Origin of the sequence: Yersinia sp. Marseille-Q5920 (assembly GCF_946902935.1) — a bacterium.
Taxonomy (GTDB): Bacteria; Pseudomonadota; Gammaproteobacteria; order Enterobacterales; family Enterobacteriaceae; genus Yersinia; species Yersinia rochesterensis.
Map to the genome: position 1 here is coordinate 98,437 of NZ_CAMPQA010000005.1, position 21,506 is coordinate 119,942.

Consider the following 21,506-nt stretch of genomic DNA (forward strand, 5'->3'; position numbering starts at 1 on the left):
CCTTAGGACTTCTGGTATTTACGGAAGCGCTCATTCAATTGGCGCAACTGGTCAATACGGGCATCATAGCGAGCCTGTTCTAAACTCCCTAACTTCATCCGCGCACTGGCATCACTGAGCAAGCCAATGGCTTGAGTCAATTTACCACTCAATGCCAGGCTTTCTGCACGCGCTGCCAGTTCTTGATCGCGCAGGCCCAGTGCCGCCGCCGCTTGTGCCAATAAATCCCAGCCGTTAGGGTCATTCGGATAGCTGAAAGTATAACGGCGCAAGATTTTGATGGCCTCTGCCGGTTTTCCGCCCTCAACATAAGCATTAGCCAGATTCAGTTGTAATACCGGCTGCTCATCTTTCAGATTGGCTGTTGCGGCTTGCAGGCGGCTAATGGCGCTAGCGGCTTTATTTTGCCCCAAATCGATATCAGTCATTAAATCGAGGAACCAAATGTTGCCCGGCTGTTGGGTTAACAGCGGTTGTAACTCATTACGGGCTTCATCGTATTTTTTTGCCTGGTACCATAAAATGGCCTGGCCGTATTTAGCGGCCAATTGCTCGCGCGTCGTCCCTTTACTCAGGGTTTCCAATAGATCGGGCGTCAGGCTATTTTCGGTCGAACCATACATGCCCAAAATACGAACTTTGGCGAACAAATAATCTTGCGACGAGGCAATCGGGTGCGGTTTCATCTGATTAGCCCGGTTACGCGCATCAGATAATCGGCTGTCGGGTAATGGGTGAGTCAAGAGCATTTCCGGTGGTTTGGATGCATATCGCGACTGATCGGCTAATTTTTGCAGGAAGTTCGGCATCGCTTGTGGATCAAACCCTGAACGTTGTAGCACTTGAATGCCAATTCGATCGGCTTCCTGTTCATTGCCTTGGGTAAAGCTGATAATCCCTTGCTGAGCACCGGCTAATGTACCGCTCAAGCCCGCCATACCCGCCTGTGGGCTGGCCATTGTTAGCAGAATAGACCCTAGCACACCCACCCACGTCAGGGGGGCCATGCGCTGCTGTTCTTCCATTGCTCGCGCCAGATGGCGCTGAGTGACATGCGATATTTCATGGGCTAATACCGAGGCCAGTTCGCTCTCATTATCGGTATAGCGGAACAGGGCCGAGTGCAGCACCACATTGCCACCAAAGAATGCAAAGGCGTTTATCTGGTCGTTATTCACCAAGTAGAAATGAAATGGTGTACGCACCGAATAAGCATTGGCGACTAAGCGGTTACCCAGCGAATTGATATATTGTGTCAATAATGGGTCATAAATCAGTGGAGCACTGGCGCGCATCTGGCGGACATAAAAGTCCCCCATGGCTTTTTCCTGATCAATACTTAATGTTGCCCCCGCTGAAGTACCGATATCGGGCAGCAGGTCTTGGGTCTGTGTCTCAGCATTGACAGCTATAGGGTTGGTAAGCAGTAAGCTACTGAGCAATGTAGCTATCACCGTCTTACTTACCCGACCTGTTTTATTTAACTGACCTGTTTTATTTAGCTGACTTGTTTGACTTAGCTTATCTGTCATAAACGAGGTTGCCCCTACTGATGTAATGACAATTAGACTCCGAGATGTGTAAGAGTTCTTCTTCCTTGCACTGCTCTCCAGTACAATCATCACGGAAGCGAACTAGATCACAAAAATAGTCTTAAATAGGTCAAAGGTTAAGCTCATCATCCCTAACTGAGACTCGCAACTATCTTAGTCAGCATATAGGTATAAAGAAATAGTTATATAAAGGAATGGCGATAAAGAAACGGCTGGCGCGTAAAACTGACCTTCGGGTTATGCCCCTGTATGATGGGGTTGTTTAAGGAATTCCCCAATCTGCGGATTCCTCATGGTACTTAAGGAGCAATTTCGGATGCTAGAGCTGTTGTTACAATGGTATCGCCGTCGTTTTACCGACCCGCAGGTTATCGCGTTACTGGTTATTCTGTTGGCTGGGTTCTGTATTCTCTACTTCTTTAGCGGTATTTTGGCCCCGCTATTGGCGGCGATTGTTCTGGCGTATCTGTTAGAGTGGCCGACGGCTCGGTTACAGCGTATTGGTTGTTCGCGCCCGTGGGCGGCCAGTATTGTGTTGGTGGTGTTCGGCGGTATTGCGTTGTTGGCGGTGTTTGTTGTTGCTCCCACCGTCTGGCAACAGGGCAATAATCTGATGTCAGATATGCCGAAAATGCTGAATAAATTCAATGCGTTTGCTCAAACTTTACCCTCGCGCTACCCCGCATTGGTGGATGCCGGTATTGTCGATATGATGGCGGAAAATCTGCGCAGCAAGCTCTCTGGTATGGGCGAGTCAGTGGTGAAAATTTCGCTAGCTTCATTAATCGGCTTACTGACATTGGCTATCTATTTGATTTTAGTGCCGCTGATGCTGTTTTTCCTGCTCAAAGATAAAGAACAAATGCTGAATGCTGTGCGCCGTATTTTACCGCGCAATCGGGGTTTGGCGGGGCAGGTTTGGCTGGAAATGAACCAACAGATTACCAACTATATTCGCGGAAAAGTGCTGGAAATGGTGGTGGTTGGTATCGCCACGTATTTGGTGTTCTTCGTGCTGGGGATGAATTACGCCCTGTTGCTGGCGGTGTTGGTCGGTTTTTCTGTTCTGATTCCGTATATTGGCGCGGTGATTGTGACCATTCCGGTGGTGTTAGTGGCGTTATTCCAATGGGGCATTGGCGCAGATTTCTGGACGCTTTTTGTCGCCTATTTGGTGGTGCAGGGGCTGGATGGCAACTTGTTGGTGCCAGTGTTGTTCTCGGAAGCCGTGAATTTGCATCCGCTGGTCATTATCTTGTCAGTGATTATTTTTGGTGGGATGTGGGGCTTTTGGGGGGTGTTTTTTGCCATCCCGTTGGCGACTTTGGTCAAAGCCGTTATTCATGCCTGGCCGGAGGAGTTTATCCCGGATGCGGATTAACTATCCCCTGTGCCCTTGATGCCGCAGCGGTGTTAGCTGCACTCACTCACCCGAATCACTGACCGGAGTCAGCTCATCGGGATGAGTTCGCTGGCTGCCTTGCTGCAACAGCAATGGCTTTGGGGATCATTCGATTTATTGCCAATAAAAAAGAGCGTTTGAGCGCTCTTTTTTGCAATTTATCGGTCAGGGCCGGTGTGTTATGACTCAAGCACTTTGGCGTAAATAGTCCAAAACGATATCGTGGTGATTAGTGGTTTTGAAATTATCAAACACATGCTCCACCTTGCCATCAGTACCTATTAAGAAGCTGATGCGATGGATGCCGTCGTAGGTTTTCCCCATAAAGCTTTTCTCGCCCCAGACGCCAAATTGCTCTGCAACTTCATGATTTTCATCAGACAGCAAAGTGAAATTCAGCAGCTCTTTTTCGGCAAAACGTGACAGCTTTTCAGGTTTATCGGTGCTAATACCCAGCACTTCAACACCTGCATTTTTCAATTCATCCATATTGTCGCGCAGACCGCAGGCCTGAACAGTACAGCCAGGTGTCATGGCTTTCGGATAAAAATAGACCAAGACACGTTGTCCCTGGAAGTCGGCCAAACTAATTTGCTCGCCGTCTTGGTCGGGCAAACTAAACTTCGGCGCAATATCACCGGCTTTCAATGGGCTCATTACTAACTCTCCATTCGTGAGTCATGCTGTGGATAGTTCACAACGCTAATACTGCCTTGTGCGTTGAGTTCTGTACATAGCTGATAAAAAGCGTCTTCGATTATCGAACTGTTTTGGCTGGCTGGGCTGTGGGCACTTATCTGGATATGCAATCGCGCAGGAAGGTCACCTTCAGCCGGTTGAGTCTTGGAAACCAGCTCCGCAATATTCATATTGTGGCAATGAAACAGATTGGTAAACCGTTCAATAATATGGGGGGAATCATTAACTTCAACTTTGACCCATACGGTGTCAGGCATGGCTTTCTGATTTTGCGCATTGGTCCGTTTCATTACAATCAGCAAATCAAGCTCTGCACCTTTTGGCGGCAAGGTGGATTCCAGTTGGGTGATGGCGTTCCAACTGCCCGAAAGCAGCATAATAAAGGTGAATTCCTCACCGAACATGGCCAGCCGGCTATCTTCAATATTACAACCGCAGCTACTGACATGGCGGGTGATGGTGTTCACTATTCCAGGGCGGTCAGCACCGAGTGCGGTAATGACCAGATAATGTTCAAGCTGCGGCAAAATCGCTCTTCCTGTCATGCTCTTTGGGGTTACCATGGTAAACATAAAAAAAACCTGCTGCCAAGCGCTTACAACACAGTTGTTTACTTGCTTTTGGGTAGAGGTCAAAAGTACCATGAGGAACTTGTTTAAGGAGTGGGTGGGCAATGTTTATGGGAAGTCCAGAATTTACAGAAAATCGAATGTTTACCGGAAGCATAGTTGCACTGATAACGCCGATGGACAACAAGGGTGCTGTCGATCGCGCGAGCCTTAAAAAACTTATCGATTATCATGTGGCCAGTGGCACTGCGGCGATTGTTTCCGTCGGCACGACCGGCGAATCAGCAACACTGAATCATGATGAGCATGTCGATGTGGTCTTGCAAACCCTCGAATTGGCCGATGGCCGCATTCCAATCATTGCCGGAACAGGCGCGAATGCCACCTCCGAAGCGATTTCTCTCACACAGCGGTTCAATAATACCGGTGTGGTGGGTTGCTTGACGGTAACACCGTATTATAACCGCCCGATGCAGGAAGGGTTATATCAGCACTTCAAAGCGATTGCTGAAAGTACCGATTTGCCACAAATTCTCTATAATGTGCCATCGCGTACCGGTTGCGATATGTTACCGCCGACCATTGCCCGTTTAGCTAAGATTAAAAATATTGTTGCTGTGAAAGAAGCAACAGGGAACTTAAGTCGTGTAAGTCAGATCCAAGTGCTGGTTGATGATGAAGATTTCATCCTGCTCAGTGGTGACGATGCGAGCGGTTTAGACTTTATGCAATTGGGTGGCAAAGGGGTTATTTCGGTGACAGCAAACATTGCTGCGCGCGAAATGGTTGAACTTTGCGCATTGGCTGCACAGGGTAACTTTGCAGAGGCACGCCGTTTGAATCAGCGCTTGATGCCGTTGCATCAGCATTTATTTGTAGAAGCAAACCCAATTCCGGTGAAATGGGCCGCGAAGAAGCTGGGGTTAATGGCGAATGACACAATGCGTCTGCCAATGACCCCACTGACTGACCCGGCTCAACGGGTTGTGGAAGACGCGCTGAAAAGCGCAGGTTTGCTGTAACTCTTAGGGAAATTTGATGGCAATAACATTGCAAAAGTCGACGGTGGTAACGGTTGTGGGAATTTCGCTGGCGATGTTGCTGGCAGGTTGTACCACTGACCAACGCTACAAACGCCAGGTTAGCGGTGACGAGTCTTATCTTGAAGCTCCGGCGCTGAAGCCGCTGAACTCACCAGCCGGGATGATTCTGCCTGTGCAAAATGGTGATTTTGATGTCCGTTCCGTTAACACTCAAGGCGCGGTGGGCAAACAGTTGGACATCCGTCCTCCGGTACAATCATTGGCATTGTTAAGCGGCTCTCGCGCTGAAAATGCTAACGATACCAGCAAGCTATTGTTAGAGAATAGCCCGCAAAATCGTAATCTGTGGGCGCAGGTTACCCGCGTTCTACAGGATAAAAACTGGGCGATTGCCAGCCGTCAGGATGCCAGCCAAACGTTGACAACTGATTGGGTTAAATGGAATCGCGCAGATGAAGACGTCCAGTTTGAAGGCCGTTATCAGATAAGTGTGCAGGAGCAAGGTTATCAGTTAGCTCTGGTGGTGAAATCCCTTGAATTACAACAAGGTGGTAAACCAATTACCAGCTATACCGAAATCCAGCGCTACAATGGCGCAATGCTGAATGCCATTATTGAAGGTTTGGATAAGGTGCGTTCTGATAGCGAAAGCAGCCAGGCGGCACGTAAAGTCGGTACTTTGGATGTTCAAAGTGGTAGCGATGATACTGGCTTACCGCAACTGATTGTTCGCGCACCTTATGCTGTGCTGTGGGAACGTCTGCCAGCCGCGCTTGAGAAAGTCGGCATGAAGGTGACTGACCGTAGCCGTCCACTGGGCACAATTAACGTGACCAGTAAATCCATGAGTAGCAGTAGCTGGGATGCGTTGGGTGCCAAAGACCCAGAATTGCCAACAGGCGATTATAAGCTGCAAGTCGGCGACCTCGATAACCGCAGTAGCTTACAATTCATCGGCCCTAAAGGGCAGCCTCTGACTCAGTCGCAGAATGATGCGCTGGTCGCAGTGTTCCAGGCGGCGCTTAGCCAGACGAGTGCTACAAGCACCCAATAATACCTAAAAGGGGCTTCGGCCCCTTTATTCATTTTATGGCGAGTTACACTTTCACATTACTGGAGTAATAAGATGCAAAAGCTAGCTGAGTTGTATCGTGGCAAGGCGAAGACCGTCTATACCACCGAAAATCCTGACCTGTTGGTATTGGAGTTCCGTAATGATACGTCAGCACTAGATGGTCAGCGCATTGAGCAGTTCGATCGTAAAGGCATGGTAAACAACAAATTTAACCATTTCATTATGGCTAAATTGGAAGAAGCCGGTATTCCAACCCAGATGGAAAGCTTGCTGTCAGACACTGAAGTGCTGGTGAAAAAGCTGGAAATGATCCCGGTTGAGTGTGTTATCCGTAACCGTGCCGCAGGTTCTTTGGTAAAGCGTTTGGGTATCGAAGAAGGTCTGGAACTGAATCCACCGCTGTTTGACTTGTTCTTGAAAAATGACGCCATGCATGACCCGATGGTCAATGAGTCTTACTGCAAAACATTTGGTTGGGCGACAGAAGCACAATTAGCGCGGATGAAAGAACTGAGCTATTTGGCCAATGACGTGTTGAGCAAGTTGTTTGATGATGCTGGTTTAATCTTGGTGGACTTCAAGTTGGAATTCGGCCTGTTCAATGGCGAAGTGGTGTTGGGTGATGAGTTTTCTCCTGATGGTAGCCGTTTGTGGGATAAGAAAACCCTGAACAAAATGGATAAAGACCGCTATCGCCAAAGCTTGGGCGGCTTGATTGAAGCCTACGAAGAAGTTGCGCACCGTATCGGCGTAAAATTAGACTAACTGCGCAATCGATTACGTTTTCTCTGACATAACTGTTTTATACCTTAAATAATTCGGGTTGCAGGAAGGCGGCAATTGAGAAATCCCGATGAGTTGACACCAGTCAATGATTCGGGTGAGCGAGAGCAGTCAACGCACATGCAGCTTGAAGTATGACGGGTATAAGGGGAGATAACCTCTATCTCCCCCTATTCTTCTTATTCCCCCTGCGGCATTAATCATTTGTTCTTTTAATGGTATTCGCCTTACGGATTTCCTACGATAATACATAAGGAATATATCTGGAGGCAAAGCTATGCGTTGGCAAGGTCGTCGCGAAAGTGACAATGTAGAAGACAGGCGGGGTGATTCCTCTGGCGGCGGTGGCGGTTTTCGGCCACCCATTGGCGGCAAAGGCGGCCTAGTCATCCTCATCGTCGTGCTGGTGGCGGGTTATTATGGGGTTGACTTGACGCCATTGCTAAATGGCAGTGACCCTATGTCTCAAACCCAGACTCAACCTCGATCACAAAGCGCTGTCAGCGCCAAAGATGATCAATATGCCAAATTTACCTCCGTGGTACTGGCTGACACTGAAGATACCTGGAAACCTATTTTTCAAGAAATGGGCCGCAGTTACCAAGAGCCAAAATTGGTGATGTACCGTGGTGCAACTCGCACCGGGTGTGGCACCGGTCAGTCGGTGATGGGGCCATTTTATTGCCCGGCGGACAGCACGGTTTATATCGATTTATCTTTCTATGAAGATATGAAAAACAAACTGGGTGCGGACGGTGACTTTGCTCAAGCCTATGTGATTGCTCATGAAGTTGGGCATCATGTGCAACATTTGTTGGGCATTGACACCAAAGTGCGGCAACAGCAGCAGGGTGTTTCTGAAGCAGAAGCTAATCGCCTATCAGTCAAAATGGAATTGCAGGCAGATTGCTTTGCTGGTGTATGGGGCAAAGCGATGGAAAAGCAAAATGTGTTGGAAATCGGCGACTTACAAGAAGCGTTGAATGCCGCACAGGCCATTGGTGATGATAGATTACAGCAACAACGCCAAGGGCGGGTGGTGCCAGATAGCTTCACTCATGGTACTTCAGCACAACGCTATACGTGGTTTAAACGGGGTTTCGACAGTGGCGATCCTAATAACTGCAACACCTTTGCCACCCGCTAATAGCGCTAGAACCTCACGTAAGCAGAGACTATTATAAGAAAACTTTTTGCCGGCGCACTCGTCGCCGGTACTTCATTGCAAGGCAGGGATAGGCATGACCGCTCTTGATCCAACTTTATTAATTCTCTTGGGGCTGGCTGCACTCGGCATTATCAGCCACAACATGACTGTCACACTCGCTATTCTGACATTAATCGCGGTGCGTATTACTCCGCTGAATCAGTTTTTCCCGTGGATAGAGAAATACGGTTTAACCATCGGCATATTGATTCTAACTATTGGCGTGATGACGCCAATTGCCAGTGGGAAAATCAGTGCCAGTGAAGTGCTGCACTCCTTTGTTCAGTGGAAATCTATTTTAGCCATTGTGGTCGGGGTAGCTGTTTCCTGGCTCGGTGGGCGGGGTGTCTCGCTAATGACCCATCAACCCTCTGTAGTGGCGGGATTATTGGTCGGAACGGTGTTGGGCGTGGCCCTGTTCCGCGGTGTACCGGTCGGGCCATTGATTGCCGCCGGATTGCTCTCATTGGTTATCGGTAAATCCTGAGGTGACCAACGGCATTATCGCCAGCCAAGCGCTGATGGCGCAGCAGGGACATCGGCGTTTACTGGTGCTCAGTGGCAGTGCTGATTGGGCGCGGCAGCAGGCGATAAATCTGTCCGAGCAATTGCCCGGAGATTGGTGGTGGATTGGGGAATCTTTGCCGCCAAATATTAATGGAATCCGGCCTACTGCGGCCAAAACCTTGTTGGGGCAGGAGGGGCTACACGGTGTGTTTGATGCCAGCAATGGCCTGAATACAGAAGCGCTGGCGGTGTTGGCGGGGACATTGCGGGCTGGCAGTTGGTTGGTGATGTTGGTGCCAGAGTGGGGCAGTTGGCCACTTTTACCCGATGCCGACAGTTTGCGTTGGAGTGAGCAGAATGCCCCAATCACGACGCCAAATTTTATCCGCCATCTACAGCGCCAACTTCTGGCCTCTCCCGATGTCGTTTTGTGGCAGCAGGGGCTGTTGCCGCCAGAACTGCAGTTTGATATTCGCCCACATTGGCAGCAACCCGACGGCACGCCCACCGCAGAACAGCAAAATATTCTTCAGCGCTTGATGCAGGCCAAACAAGGTGTTTGGGTGCTGACGGCGGCTCGTGGGCGCGGTAAGTCGACACTGGCGGGTATGTTGGTGGCGCAGTGGCCGGGCAAATGCTGGGTCACCGGGCCGGGCAAGGCAGCAACTCAAGTATTAAGCCAGCGAGCCGGAGAGCGCGCGCGTTTTTGGGCACCAGATGCGCTGCTAGATTTCTGTCAACGCCATGATGTCAGTGATGTTGACTGGCTATTGATTGATGAGGCCGCCGCCATCCCAACCGCGCTACTGTCGGCGCTTTTGGCCTACTTCCCACGAGCATTGTTAACCACCACGGTGCAAGGCTATGAAGGCACCGGGCGCGGATTTTTATTAAAGTTTTGCGCGACCTTGAGTGATTGGCATCATTTAACATTGACCAACCCGATCCGCTGGGCCAGCCATGACCCACTGGAACAGATTATCGACGACATCATGTTATTTAATGATGACCGGCTTAATGATGATTGGGTGAATGATATATTGTCGCCGACAGCATCCGCCATTGCACAGATCGAAATCTCCACTTGTGAACAGCCTGATTGGCTGAATAATCCCGAATTATTGCGCCGCTTTTACGGCTTGCTTTCCAGTGCCCATTACCGCACCACTCCGCTGGATTTACGGCGTTTGATGGATGCACCGGGCATGCATTTTTCTGCCGCCAAGATGGCGAATTCAGTGATAGGCGCTTTGTGGCTGGTGGATGAGGGCGGGCTGGATAGCCGATTAGCGCTCGAGATTTGGGCGGGCAGGCGGCGGCCAAAGGGCAGTTTAGTGGCGCAATCGCTAGCCGCTCACAGCGGTCAATGGCAAACACCGACCTTATTATCCAGACGAATCAGTCGCGTTGCGGTAGCGCCATCCTGGCGAAAACAAGGGATTGCCCGGCAGATGATTGTTGCCGAACAAGCTCGTGCGCAACGGGAAGGGCTAGATTTTCTTTCGGTCAGTTTTGGCTATACCGCAGAATTAGCGTGTTTTTGGTGTGCCTGCGGTTTTCAACTGGTGCGCATGGGCAGTCACAAAGAGGCCAGTAGCGGCTGTTACGCGGCAATGGCCATGCTGCCCCTCAGTCCGGCAGGGGAAATGCTCTGTGAGACCGCGCGGCAGCAATTAGTGCGTGATTGGTATTGGTTGCAGCAATGGATTGGTCTGGAAACGCCAGTATCCTTACTGCCGCCAGAGCAACCTGATATCACCTTAAATGATGATGATTGGCGTGAGTTGGCCGGTTTTGCTTTTGCTTTCCGCCCGTTAGAGGCGAGTTTGCCCGCGTTACAGCGGTTACTATTACAAAATAAATTATTACAAACAGAATTACCGCTTCCCGCCTTGCGGCAATATTTGCAGCAGGGGCATACGGCAGCGGAAATTGTTCATCAATTGGGCCTTTCCGGGCGCAAAGCATTGGTGACTAAGTGGCGGCAGGAGGCCGCCGAGGGGATGGCGGCGATTGATGTTGATAAAACACACATTCCGGCCCCGCTTTGACTGCATGAATTCCCAAGAGTGGGATGAACAGTGCCACTCTTTCAATTATCCGCACCAACTCCATCAATAAAACCCAATATCCTTTTCAAACCAGCGGCCTATAGTTAACCATATCAATATTTGGATACTAAAGGCTCCTCTATGAATGAAAAACACATTGTGGTGCAGCAACCGGCGCAGCCAGAGCAATTAATTTTGTTATTTCATGGTGTTGGCGACAGTGCTGCCGGGATGGCACCGGTCGGCAGCCATTTTGCGCAAGCTTTTCCTCAGGCGCAGGTGATCAGTATTAATGGGCCTTTTGCCAGCAGCATGGGCGGTGGGCGGCAGTGGTTTTCTGTGCAGGGGATCACCGAGCAGGGGCGGCAAGGGCGTATTGATGAAGTGATGCCCGAATTTATTGCCACTGTGCGCTATTGGCAGCAACAAAGTGGGCTTGGCGCACGGCAAACTGCATTGGTGGGGTTCTCGCAGGGCACCATAATGTCATTGGAAGGGGTGAAAGTTCAGCCACAATTAGCCGGGCAGGTCATCGGGTTCAGTGGGCGTTTTGCCACTTTGCCGCAGCAACCTATCACTGACGTGGCCGTCCATCTGATTCATGGCGAACAGGATGGCGTTATTCCGGTAGAACAGGCCAACGCCGCCGCGCAGTGCTTAACGGCATTGGGGGCTGCTGTGACATTGGATCTGGATGCCAATACCGGACATGGCATTAATCAGCCAATGCTGGCGCGGGCTATTGCTCATTTGCGTCAGGATCTTGCGGGAAATTAAACCAGGGGGAGCGCTGCCCCCACCCATTTATTTTTTCTTATCTTTATCCGGCCAGTCGTCGTCATCCCACTGCGCATTATTGTCGCGGTGGGGAGGGATCTCCGGCTTATTGCTCAAAAACTTCTTATGATCAAGACGGCGTAACTCTTTGATGCCATTTAAGATCATGCCGACAAGTATGATAAGAACCACCCACCAGTAATCAGCTAGCCAATGCATGTTAAGTTCCTTTACCCGCCATGTATCAAGCCTCTGTCGCTTGAAACTCATTGGGTATAGTTATAAATCGTGAAAAAATCATGGGTAAATGGCTGGAAAGCCACTCACTACCCGCCACATCTTGTGATTGCCAAGCTTCCAGCAGGATTGCTGGTGTCAGTAAATGCTGCGCCGTTACCGCCAGAGGGTGGTAACTTAGGTGCCAAGGCTCTGCGGCAACACCGCCGGTGTCTGTGCTAAAAGGCCGGTAAAAACCAAATTCAGCCATGTGCGCATCAAGCCATTGAGTTAGCTGATAAAAATACCCACCCGCTTGATACTCCCACGGCTCCAGTTGCAGTTTTTCCCCCATGGGTAACAGTGATGGATCGTAAATATCTAAATCACTGCCCCAATGGTGGCGGCTGGCCCCTGGGAGAGCAGACCAGTGTAAAATAGCTTCGCAACGGGCGGCGGCATCAAGCCGAGAAATGTCTATCGGCTGGCTGTCTTTATCTAATACTGGCCGCTCGCCGCGAAATTTACCATTCCAGATAGCCAATTGGCGGTCAAAATCGCGAAAAGTGCTGGCTGGCTGTAAATCCAAACCCGCCACTTTAGCCGCCTGTTGCATGGCCCGAAAGGCATCAACAGCCGCTGGCTGCAAGCGGTGATTGCCCGTTAACACCACTAAATGCTCCGTTGAGCGCCCGGTAAGCATCTGTGGTGTCAATGTATTAGCTGTCATGCGATGAGTTGCTCCATGATTCTCTGATACATTCGGCTGAGCAGTTGTAAATCAGCGGCGTGAACGCATTCATTCACTTTATGGATCGTGGCATTGACCGGCCCCAGCTCAACCACCTGCGCGCCCATTAAGGCAATAAAGCGGCCATCGGAGGTGCCACCGGTGGTCAATAATTGTGGCGTAATTTCAGCATAATGTTCGACGGCGTTGACCACGGCATCCACCAATGCGCCACGGGCGGTCAGGAATGGCTGGCCAGATAATACCCATTCGAGGGTGTAATTGAGTTGATAGCTGTCTAGCAAAGCTTCAACTCGCTGCTTAATCATGCTGTCAGTCAGTTCAGTGCTAAAGCGGAAGTTAAACTGCACATAGAACTCACCGGGGATCACGTTATTACTGCCCGTTCCGGCATGCAAATTGGCGATTTGCATACTGGTAGCGGGGAAAAACTCATTGCCTTCATCCCATTGCGTGGCAACCAGCTCATTCAGGGCGGGCATCGCGCGGTGAACCGGGTTGTCAGCCAAATGAGGATAAGCCACGTGCCCTTGAACACCATGGATATGCAAGTTGGCGGTGATTGAACCGCGGCGGCCATTTTTCACCACATCACCGACGCGGTCGGTGCTGGATGGCTCACCCACCAGACAATAATCCAGCCGCTCATGACGCGCCATCAGGGCGTTAACCACTTTAACGGTGCCATTAATGGCTTTGGCTTCCTCATCGGAGGTAATCATAAATGCCAACCGGCCTTGATGATTAGGGTGTGCGGCAACAAAGCGCTCTGCCGCAACTACCATGGCTGCCAGCGAACCTTTCATATCGGCGGCACCCCGACCATACAGCATGCCATCGCGGATGGTCGGTTCAAATGGCGGGCTGTTCCAGTGGCTTTCATCGCCGGTAGGAACCACGTCGGTATGGCCGGCAAACGCCAGTGTTTTACCTTCGCCACGCCATGCCCAGAAATTAAGGGTATCACCAAAATTCATCGGCTCGACAGTAAAGCCGATAGCCTCTAAGCGCTGAATCATGATCTCCTGGCAGCCCGCATCATTTGGGCTGAGCGACGGGCGTTTAATCAATTGTTGGGCCAGGTCGATTACCGGACAGATCATGTTATTGCACCTCAATAGCGTTTTGGTTATGGGTCATGTTTTGTTGCGCCAGATGTTGCTGAATAAATAGTTGGTAACTTTCTATTTTGAAGCCCAATAGCATCTCGCCATTGGCGGCTTCCAGCAGCGGGCGTTTGATGATAGCGGGCTGCTCCAGCATCAGTAATTTGGCCGATTGCGCATCAGTGATGGTATCGCGCTGGGTCTGCGGCAGTTTGCGCCAGGTGGTACCACGGGTGTTCAGCAACGGCTCCCAACCCAGTTTATCGATAAAACCTTGCAACTGCTCGTCACTCAATCCATCCACGCGATAATCGTGAAACTGATAGGTAATACCTTGCTCTTCCAGCCAGCGACGGGCCTTTTTTATGGTGTCACAATTTTTAATGCCATAAAGTCGCAATAATGGGGCTGCTGGGTTATCTGACATGGGAAAATAATACCTATATGTGCGTGTTAGTTCCGAACAACAATTATCTGGCGATGATTTAGATCGCCAAGAATCAATGTTGACTAGATACTTCGATGATAACGCAAGTTGCTACGACTTTGATCCCAAATATGAACTAATCGTGGATCGGGGGGGAAGTGCTGAATTGGGTGGGGAGAGGATCGAGGAAGGCTAGAGTCATATACCAAGAAAATTAAATCTTCCCTTAACCCAAATATTATTACACTCATCAACACGAAAGGACTAAAATCGCCCAATGGATATGTTATATAAAACAAGGAATAAGTTTGATGTCAACCGGATATTGGATAGTTAAAGGCGATAAAACCAGTTGTGGCGGGATAGTACATGAGGGGATGGCAGAGAGGACATTTGCTAATAACCCGGTCGCTGTGAATGGCAGTAAAGTCTCGTGCGGGAAACACCCCGGCAGCTACAGCGTGGGTGGAGGGCATCCGGGCGAGATAGTACATGGGCATTATGTCGCCAGTACGCTATATAGCCGTTCAACTTGCCCGTGCAAAGCTTTTTTTATTCCGTCACAGACGTGGGCATCTCATGGCCCTTATCAGGGAGGGCTACAGGCCGCCGCTTCCCGTTCAGTGGTAGATTCGTCAGTGGCCGAGCCACAGCAGTTCGCCCAGTCAGCCAAAAAAACCAATCTACCGCCGTATCTTACTGGCGATAAAGCTCCCTCCGAATTTGTACCTGATTATCCAGTACTGCGTAATACAAGGGATTTGCCCGATTTAAAAGTCCGTGATTTATTACGCAACAATAATCATGACATTATGTTCCTGACGGCAGAAGAAGCCTATGAAGTACTAGCCGATTGGGGAACATATCAAAAAGGTTGGGTTGATATTACCCAAAGCCCATTAGGTGAGGTTGTCGTAAACTACGGAACAAATATCAAGGATGTGGTCACGACATCAAAACTTATTGTTGATCTCGGTGGTTTGGGTATTCAGGCGACAATGTATATCAATCATAAAGGCACTGAGTTAATTAAATTAACCGGATATCCAGGAATCCGTAAAGTACTTAATGCTCCAGTATTTGCGGCTAAAAATCCCAAGGTTGTTGATTTAGGTATTGGTAAATATGGTTTGAATAATTCAATTGTACAGGGAGCCCGATTAACATTCTATGTGGCTGCGGCTTTCAGAACGCTTGATTATATTCTTAATGACGAAGTCTCCTTAGCTAAATTTATCGGCAGTTTAGCAACTGATATTGTTAAGATAGGATTATCCTCTGGTGCAGCATGGCTTGGGGGAACTATAGCCACAGTATTCTTTGCATCAGCCCTTGCTCCAGTAGTTGTTGCTGTGACTGTTGGTTTTTTTGCTGCAATAGGTCTAAACGCTCTTGATGAAAAATTTGGCATAACAGATAAACTTATTGAGTTAATTGAAAAGTCACAACAAGATATTGCACAGAAAGCTAATGATTTAAAACAAGGGATTGTTGACATTGTTGCTCTTGAAATGGATGCAATGCTTGATAAGGGAATTGAATTTACTCAATATGAAGTGAGAAAATACATTAAAAATGTAATGTCTGAGTTAATTAGAGGGCATTTTTGATGGAAAAGATACCACTAAAAATGAGATGCATTGCATTTTCTTTTATCGTCTTTCTTCTTACACCACTATGTATTTTCATAATGTATATACTGGTTGATGAGTTAAGAGATTGGTCAGAATCCCCAGACATTCTGGTTTTTTCTTCACTTAGTATAGCCGCCGGAGTAATAGCCCCACTATTTTTAATAATATTAGTCATTATTTCTATTGAACCAATTTTTAAAGGCCGTAGAGCATCGATTATGTTACAAACGGCATGCTCCAAGTTGCTGTATTTATTGATGATTATTGGTTTTGTGGTGAATTTAGGTTTTAATTATTATTATACAGGGAAGTTAGTTGAACAAGGTTATACTAAATGCAGAGGCATACCGTCCGGTTCGATGCCCGGAATGGCGACAAAATATGCAAAATCAGAAAGTTTGTGCTATTTGAAATAATCGTCACAATGAGTAAGTATACTGCAATTCGGTACGCGGGAGGGCCACAATCACGTGGCCTTTTTGTTTTCTGGTACTGCTTATATTTGCCCATAATACGAAAAATGGGGTTTTAATTCAGATGGCTATAAGGGCGAAAATGCAGCCAAGAGTTTTTAGCCAATCCGGTCAAGATCAGCAGCATATTGGCGAATGGCTTTCTGGTAGAGGCTGATATCCTGATGATTTGAAGTTTCAGCCAGCAATATCAATAAGGTGGCGACCGCTTCTTTGGTTTCACCCAGATTGTACAGGGTCATCGCCCGGAACAAGGTTATTTCTTTGGCCTGTGGGAAACTCACCAGCGCGCGATCAAAAGTATCCAATGATTCTTGATATAACCCCAAAGCTCGATAAGTGCTACCCAGCCCCAGATAAGCCTCCTGTAACTCTTGACCCGCCAGATTATGCTCGATAGCAGCACGATAGAAGGGGATCGCTTGCAACTCTAACCCTTGCACATCATACAGCGAGGCAATCTTATACAGCAGGCTGGCGTTATGGGGATCACCGCGCAGTAAGTTTTGCGCCATTGCCACTGCATCATCATAACGGCCCAACTCTTTCAGCGAATCAATAGAATGCTTCATGGTTTTACTCTGTATTTTACCAATATATGTCCAAAGAACTTGCTATATCCCAAGAACTTGGCGTTGCAGGTAGGCAGCAAGCGAACACCCCTGCAGCTTCAAGTGCGAAGGGGATATATGTGCACGCTACTCCGGAATTACCTAACAGGCAAGCAAAGTGGCGGTTTACTCACTAATCGGCCCCTTTTGTATTCCACTCTAATCTTTGTGGATAATTTTATTGAGTGATAATTACACTAAGTTAAGGTTAAAAAACGAGCACTATCACAAAATAGGAAGACAAATAATTAACTTCATTGCTAATTAATGGATATTGAATATATGTTCGTAATTGGTTTCATAAATGTAAATTGGAGTTAATTCTATGTTATGGAAGATTAAGGTGTTTATGATCAGCGCAGTGGCACTGGCGGCTTTCTCTATGTCCGCTCAATCCGCAGCGCAACCCCCAGTTTATTACCCCGCTGATTATCAAAAAATTGTAGAAGGTGCCCAAAAGGAGGGCAAAGTGGTGGTGTATGCCTCCACGGATATCAAAGCTGCCGCCCCACTGATTAAGGGTTTTGAAGCCGCCTATCCGGGGATTAAAGTTGAATATAACGACATGAATAGCACCGAGTTATACAACCGTTATATCAGTGAACAAGCATCGGGCAGTGGTAGTGGTGACGTGGTGTGGAGTTCCTCTATGGATACTGCCCTGAAATTGGCGATTGATTATGCGCAGGAATATCTCTCGCCAGAACAGCAAGAATTGCCCACATGGGCGGTATGGAAAAATAAAGCCTATGGCACCACTTACGAGCCGGTGGTGTTTATTTATAACAAGCGGCTGATACCGCCAGCCGACTTCCCAACCACCCACGCCGCCCTGGCCAAATTTATCGCCAGCCAGCCGGATAAATTCAAAAAGAAAGTCACCACCTATGATATTGAAAAGTCAGGTTTAGGATTCATGCTGTCAGTACAGGATTTCAAAGCTGATCCTAACTATTTCGCGACCTTGGCGGATATGGCCAAAGGGGGGCTGACAGTGCAGTCTTCCACCGGCACGATGATGGAAAGAGTGTCATCCGGCGAAAATCTGATTGGTTTCAATCTCCTCGGTTCTTACGCGGAAGCTCGAGCCAAAACCGACCCTTCTCTTGGGATTGCCTACCCGCAGGACTACACCTTGGTGCTGTCGCGCGTCATTTTCATCAGTAAAAATGCAGGCAATAATAATGCGGCCAAACTGTGGCTTAATTATGTGCTATCGGAAAAAGGCCAAAATATTTTGGCTAATCAGTCCGATATTCCTTCTATCCGCAATGATATCGACGGCAGTAATGACATCGACGGGATGACCAAAAAACTGGGGGCGGCACTCAAGCCTATCCCGGTTGATGAAAGTCTCTTGGAATATATGGGGCAGGCTAAGCGTCTGGACTATATCAAGCAATGGCGTCTTGCTGCGGCGAAATAAAGGCCTCCTCTGGTGCGTATTGCCGATGGCGGTGCGCACCCCTGATTTACCCTTTGTTATTCATGGATATCTAACCCACAGGACTCATTATGAAAGCATTGCGCAGAAAGTGGCAGGGCTTGCCGCGCGGCTTGGTAGTGTTGATAACAACATTGGTTATTTACATACCGCTGTCATTTATTGTTATTCAAAGTTTCCTTTCAGCCCCTTTCTTCTCACCCGCCAAAGTGCTCAGCTTCGAAGCATTCCGCTTTATTTTTGCTGATCCTGATTTTTATAAGGCACTGAAAAGCGGATTTATTCTGGCCTTCGGGCTGGTGGTTATTGCTATTCCGCTCGGGGGGATCCTGGCCTTTCTGATGGTCAGGACGGACTTACCGGGGCGGCGGATAATAGAACCCTTAATTTTGGTGCCTATTTTTGTTTCCCCGATGGTGCTGGCGTTTGGTTACGTGGTGGCGGTCGGGCCGGTGGGTTTTATGTCCTTGTGGGCGGAAACCTTACTGGGCGTGGTGCCGTGGAATATTTATGCCATGTCCAGCATTGTGGTGATTGCCGGCTTAACGCATGTTCCCCATGCTTATTTGTATATCTCATCGGCATTACGCAGTGTGGGTTCTGATGTTGAAGAAGCCGCGCGCACGGCGGGGGCCTCTCCTCTACAGGTCATGAGTTCGGTGAGTTTGCCGATGGTGCGCCCGTCAATCCTCTATGCCACGGTATTACTGTTCTTCCTCGGGCTGGAAGTGTTTGGGCTGATGTTGGTATTGGGTGATCCTGAGGGCAACCTGGTGCTGGCAACTTATCTCTACCAGTTGACCAATAAACTGGGTACTCCGTCCTACCATCTAATGGCCGCGGTTGCCGTGGTGCTTATCTGCATCACTATTCCGTTAGTGATGTTACAGCGCGTATTGATGCGCACCGCTAATCGTTTCGTGACAGTCAAAGGCAAAGCTGCTCAGGCGCGACTCTTACCATTGGGCAAATGGCGTTGGGTGGCGGGGGGCGTGGTGGCCTTTTGGCTAACCGTCACTATTGGCGTCCCGCTGCTGGGGGTGGTGCTGCGCGCTTTTGTGTCCAACTGGGGGGTGGGGATATCTATCTGGGATGAGTTATCTATCGAGACTTTCCGCACTATTTGGCAGCAACCTAATCTGTTGCGCGCTATCGTCAACTCAATGGCCATCGGGGTGTTCGGCGGTGCGCTGGCGGTTATCTGTTATCTGTTTATCGGCATTGCCATGCACCGCAAGCCGGATGGCGTCACGCGCTTTCTCGACTACAGCGTGCTGGTGCCGCGTGCGGTTCCGGGCTTGCTGGCGGGGCTGGCATTCCTCTGGGTCTTCCTGTTTTTGCCAATGTGGCTGGATAACTCATTGAAAGAGGGCTGGTTATCTGTCTTGCCGATGGCTGAATGGTTGCGGGAACATCTGGTGGTGTGGCTCCGTTCTTTGCGCAGCACCATCTTCAGCGTTTGGTTGGCCTACACCGTGGTGTGGATGGCCTATGGTCTACGGCTGATTTCCTCGACATTGCTACAAGTGGGGCCAGAGTTGGAAGAAGCGGCGCGCAGCAATGGGGCCAGCCGGGGCCAGGTCACTCGCCATGTCACCATTCCGTTAGCCCGCTATGGTCTGATTGGCTCGTGGTTGCTGATGTTCTTGATTTTTGAGCGCGAATATTCCACCGGGGTTTATCTGCTTTCTCCGGGGACGGAAACGATCGGCTCAATGTTGGTCTCGCTGTGGGCGGCTGGTGCGATTGATATCGTCGCCGCACTCTCTTTTATTAATATCCTGCTGGTGGTGTTGGGGCTGGGTGTTGCATTGCGCTTTGGAGTTAAATTAAATGATTGAACTTTCAGTAGATAACTTGCATTTAACTTATGGCGATAACCCCGTATTAAAAGGGGTATCGATGCAATTAAAGCGCGGTGAGGTCGTCTCACTGCTGGGGCCATCGGGGAGTGGCAAAACGACGTTATTGCGGGCAGTTGCCGGGCTGGAAAAGCCGGTGCAAGGGTGCATTATCATTGGTGAAAATACAGTTTATGACGGTATGTCGCGCCATGAAATCCCTGCTGAAGAACGCAATCTGGGCTTGGTGTTCCAGTCTTATGCTTTGTGGCCACATAAAACGGTGTTTGAGAATATTGCTTACCCGTTGAAATTACGCAAAATCTCGGCGGTAGAAATCACCCGACGGGTACAAAATGTACTGGATCAATTGGGACTGGGGGAATTGGGCCATCGTCATCCTCACCAACTTTCCGGTGGTCAGCAGCAACGTGTAGCCATTGGTCGAGCACTGATTTACAACCCGCCGGTGATTTTGCTGGATGAGCCGCTGTCGAATCTGGACGCCAAACTGCGCGAAGAAGCGCGGGTATTCTTGCGCGAATTGATCATTAAACTCGGCTTGTCCGCACTTATGGTCACCCATGACCAAAACGAGGCCATGGCAATATCGGATCGTATCTTATTGCTTAATAATGGGAAAATTGAGCAGCAAGGTACGCCACAGGAAATGTACGGCTCGCCATCGACGTTATTCACGGCTGAATTTATGGGCAGCAATAACCGCTTACACGGCAAGGTTACGCAGGTACATGAGGGTAAGGCGCGAATCGAGGGTAAAGATTGGGCCTTATGGGGACGGGCTGCTGAGGGGGTTATTGCTGGTCAGGAGGGGACGGCGGTGATCCGCGTGGAGCGCGTCTGTCTAGGGGATGACCCGAATGGCAACCAACTGACTTTACCTCTGCTAACCAGCATGTATCTGGGAGACCGCTGGGAATACCTGTTCCGCACGGCGGCTGAGGATTTTGTCATCCGTGCTTATGGCGCGAAAGTGGGGCAGGAAGAACTCTGCCAGCTCTCTTTGCCTGTGGAGCATTTATGGGTCTTCCCTAAAGTGTAAATCTGCCTTGCAGCATTAATAAACTGGGTGACCCCGGCCAGCTTCCCCCAAAGTAGGCCGGGTTTGTCGCCCATTCGCTGGCTTTCTCATTCGGCGGTTTTCAATTTTGACTGTTCAAAAAATAGGCGTATAATGAGTCGCGATAATTGAAGAGGAAGTTATGGTCGATTTTGAATTAAGTACGTGGAAAGAGTTTATCGAGGCTATGCTGCGCAAGGCATAAGCGAATAAACCAGCAGTAAGAATTGATATCTTTTGTTGTTTTATCGATACA

The 21,506-nt window shown here is 49.1% G+C and carries 21 protein-coding genes; 13 read left to right on the top strand and 8 right to left on the bottom strand.

The genetic code is table 11. From position 1 onward, the window contains the following. Window positions 1-2: 2 nt before the first annotated feature. Window positions 3-1,532: a tetratricopeptide repeat protein gene (locus tag OVO64_RS08805; protein WP_267248720.1), complete on the bottom strand. Its 1,530-nt coding sequence runs from the start codon at window positions 1,530-1,532 to the stop codon at window positions 3-5. 337 nt (window positions 1,533-1,869) lie between these two features. Here OVO64_RS08805 and OVO64_RS08810 point away from each other — a divergent pair, with 337 nt between their 5' ends. Further along, entirely contained in the window at window positions 1,870-2,934 is a 1,065-nt protein-coding gene (locus OVO64_RS08810; RefSeq protein ID WP_038635173.1) for an AI-2E family transporter, read from the top strand. 207 nt (window positions 2,935-3,141) lie between these two features. Here OVO64_RS08810 and bcp read toward each other — a convergent pair whose 3' ends face one another. Beyond that, window positions 3,142-3,612 carry a thioredoxin-dependent thiol peroxidase gene (bcp, locus tag OVO64_RS08815; RefSeq protein WP_038635170.1) on the bottom strand — a complete coding sequence of 157 codons (471 nt, stop codon included), beginning with the start codon at window positions 3,610-3,612 and terminating at the stop codon, window positions 3,142-3,144. Window positions 3,613-3,614: 2 nt separating this feature from the next. Further along, entirely contained in the window at window positions 3,615-4,181 is a 567-nt protein-coding gene (locus tag OVO64_RS08820; RefSeq protein WP_038635167.1) for a glycine cleavage system transcriptional repressor, read from the bottom strand. Window positions 4,182-4,363: 182 nt separating this feature from the next. On the opposite strand from OVO64_RS08820, the gene dapA reads away from it, so the two are divergent. From dapA to ypfH, 7 genes are all read left to right on the top strand, one after another. Further along, a complete protein-coding gene (dapA, locus tag OVO64_RS08825; protein WP_038639679.1) occupies window positions 4,364-5,245 on the top strand; it encodes a 4-hydroxy-tetrahydrodipicolinate synthase in 882 nt (293 codons plus the stop codon). 16 nt (window positions 5,246-5,261) lie between these two features. Further along, window positions 5,262-6,320 (top strand): outer membrane protein assembly factor BamC, encoded by a 1,059-nt coding sequence (bamC, locus tag OVO64_RS08830; RefSeq protein WP_038635164.1) that lies wholly within the window; start codon window positions 5,262-5,264, stop codon window positions 6,318-6,320. A 72-nt stretch (window positions 6,321-6,392) separates the two neighbouring features. After that, entirely contained in the window at window positions 6,393-7,106 is a 714-nt protein-coding gene (purC, locus tag OVO64_RS08835; protein ID WP_005162080.1) for a phosphoribosylaminoimidazolesuccinocarboxamide synthase, read from the top strand. A 295-nt stretch (window positions 7,107-7,401) separates the two neighbouring features. Continuing rightward, window positions 7,402-8,271, top strand: coding sequence for a neutral zinc metallopeptidase (locus tag OVO64_RS08840; protein ID WP_050291477.1), 870 nt, complete (start codon window positions 7,402-7,404; stop codon window positions 8,269-8,271). Window positions 8,272-8,365: 94 nt separating this feature from the next. Next, window positions 8,366-8,818 (top strand): DUF441 domain-containing protein, encoded by a 453-nt coding sequence (locus OVO64_RS08845; protein WP_038635159.1) that lies wholly within the window; start codon window positions 8,366-8,368, stop codon window positions 8,816-8,818. 1 nt (window position 8,819) lies between these two features. Beyond that, window positions 8,820-10,889 (top strand): tRNA(Met) cytidine acetyltransferase TmcA, encoded by a 2,070-nt coding sequence (locus OVO64_RS08850; protein WP_162928729.1) that lies wholly within the window; start codon window positions 8,820-8,822, stop codon window positions 10,887-10,889. 141 nt (window positions 10,890-11,030) lie between these two features. Then, the gene (gene ypfH / locus OVO64_RS08855; RefSeq protein WP_145586176.1) at window positions 11,031-11,666 is read left to right on the top strand and encodes an esterase; all 636 of its coding nucleotides are present in this window, start codon (window positions 11,031-11,033) and stop codon (window positions 11,664-11,666) included. A gap of 27 nt (window positions 11,667-11,693) precedes the next feature. Here the strand turns inward: ypfH and OVO64_RS08860 are convergent, their stop codons facing one another. Genes OVO64_RS08860 through OVO64_RS08875 form a run of 4 tightly spaced genes read right to left on the bottom strand, consistent with a single transcriptional unit; the run spans window position 11,694 to window position 14,166 of the window. Then, entirely contained in the window at window positions 11,694-11,885 is a 192-nt protein-coding gene (locus tag OVO64_RS08860) for a YpfN family protein (RefSeq protein WP_032821281.1), read from the bottom strand. Between the two features lie 25 nt (window positions 11,886-11,910). Next, entirely contained in the window at window positions 11,911-12,612 is a 702-nt protein-coding gene (locus OVO64_RS08865) for a M15 family metallopeptidase (protein ID WP_032821282.1), read from the bottom strand. Next, window positions 12,609-13,736 (bottom strand): succinyl-diaminopimelate desuccinylase, encoded by a 1,128-nt coding sequence (gene dapE, locus OVO64_RS08870; RefSeq protein ID WP_038635102.1) that lies wholly within the window; start codon window positions 13,734-13,736, stop codon window positions 12,609-12,611. Before dapE ends, OVO64_RS08865 begins: the two co-directional genes overlap by 4 nt. Window position 13,737: 1 nt before the next feature. Next, the gene (locus OVO64_RS08875; RefSeq protein WP_038635080.1) at window positions 13,738-14,166 is read right to left on the bottom strand and encodes an ArsC family reductase; all 429 of its coding nucleotides are present in this window, start codon (window positions 14,164-14,166) and stop codon (window positions 13,738-13,740) included. A 311-nt stretch (window positions 14,167-14,477) separates the two neighbouring features. Between OVO64_RS08875 and OVO64_RS08880 the strand changes: the two genes are divergently transcribed. Both OVO64_RS08880 and OVO64_RS08885 read left to right on the top strand, forming a co-directional pair. Further along, window positions 14,478-15,776 (top strand): PAAR domain-containing protein, encoded by a 1,299-nt coding sequence (locus OVO64_RS08880; protein ID WP_050291474.1) that lies wholly within the window; start codon window positions 14,478-14,480, stop codon window positions 15,774-15,776. Beyond that, window positions 15,776-16,216: a DUF1240 domain-containing protein gene (locus tag OVO64_RS08885; protein WP_050291473.1), complete on the top strand. Its 441-nt coding sequence runs from the start codon at window positions 15,776-15,778 to the stop codon at window positions 16,214-16,216. The genes OVO64_RS08880 and OVO64_RS08885 overlap by 1 nt, the downstream gene beginning before the upstream one ends. Before the next feature lie 155 nt (window positions 16,217-16,371). On the opposite strand, the gene OVO64_RS08890 is transcribed toward OVO64_RS08885, so the two are convergent. Then, window positions 16,372-16,845: a tetratricopeptide repeat protein gene (locus tag OVO64_RS08890; RefSeq protein WP_038635072.1), complete on the bottom strand. Its 474-nt coding sequence runs from the start codon at window positions 16,843-16,845 to the stop codon at window positions 16,372-16,374. Window positions 16,846-17,209: 364 nt separating this feature from the next. Between OVO64_RS08890 and OVO64_RS08895 the strand changes: the two genes are divergently transcribed. From OVO64_RS08895 to OVO64_RS08905, 3 genes are all read left to right on the top strand, one after another. Beyond that, a complete protein-coding gene (locus OVO64_RS08895) occupies window positions 17,210-18,310 on the top strand; it encodes an ABC transporter substrate-binding protein (protein ID WP_038635068.1) in 1,101 nt (366 codons plus the stop codon). An 89-nt stretch (window positions 18,311-18,399) separates the two neighbouring features. After that, the gene (locus OVO64_RS08900) at window positions 18,400-20,169 is read left to right on the top strand and encodes an ABC transporter permease (protein ID WP_038635065.1); all 1,770 of its coding nucleotides are present in this window, start codon (window positions 18,400-18,402) and stop codon (window positions 20,167-20,169) included. Then, window positions 20,162-21,232, top strand: a complete 1,071-nt coding sequence (locus tag OVO64_RS08905; RefSeq protein WP_038635062.1) for an ABC transporter ATP-binding protein — start codon at window positions 20,162-20,164, stop codon at window positions 21,230-21,232. Before OVO64_RS08900 ends, OVO64_RS08905 begins: the two co-directional genes overlap by 8 nt. Window positions 21,233-21,506: the final 274 nt, after the last annotated feature.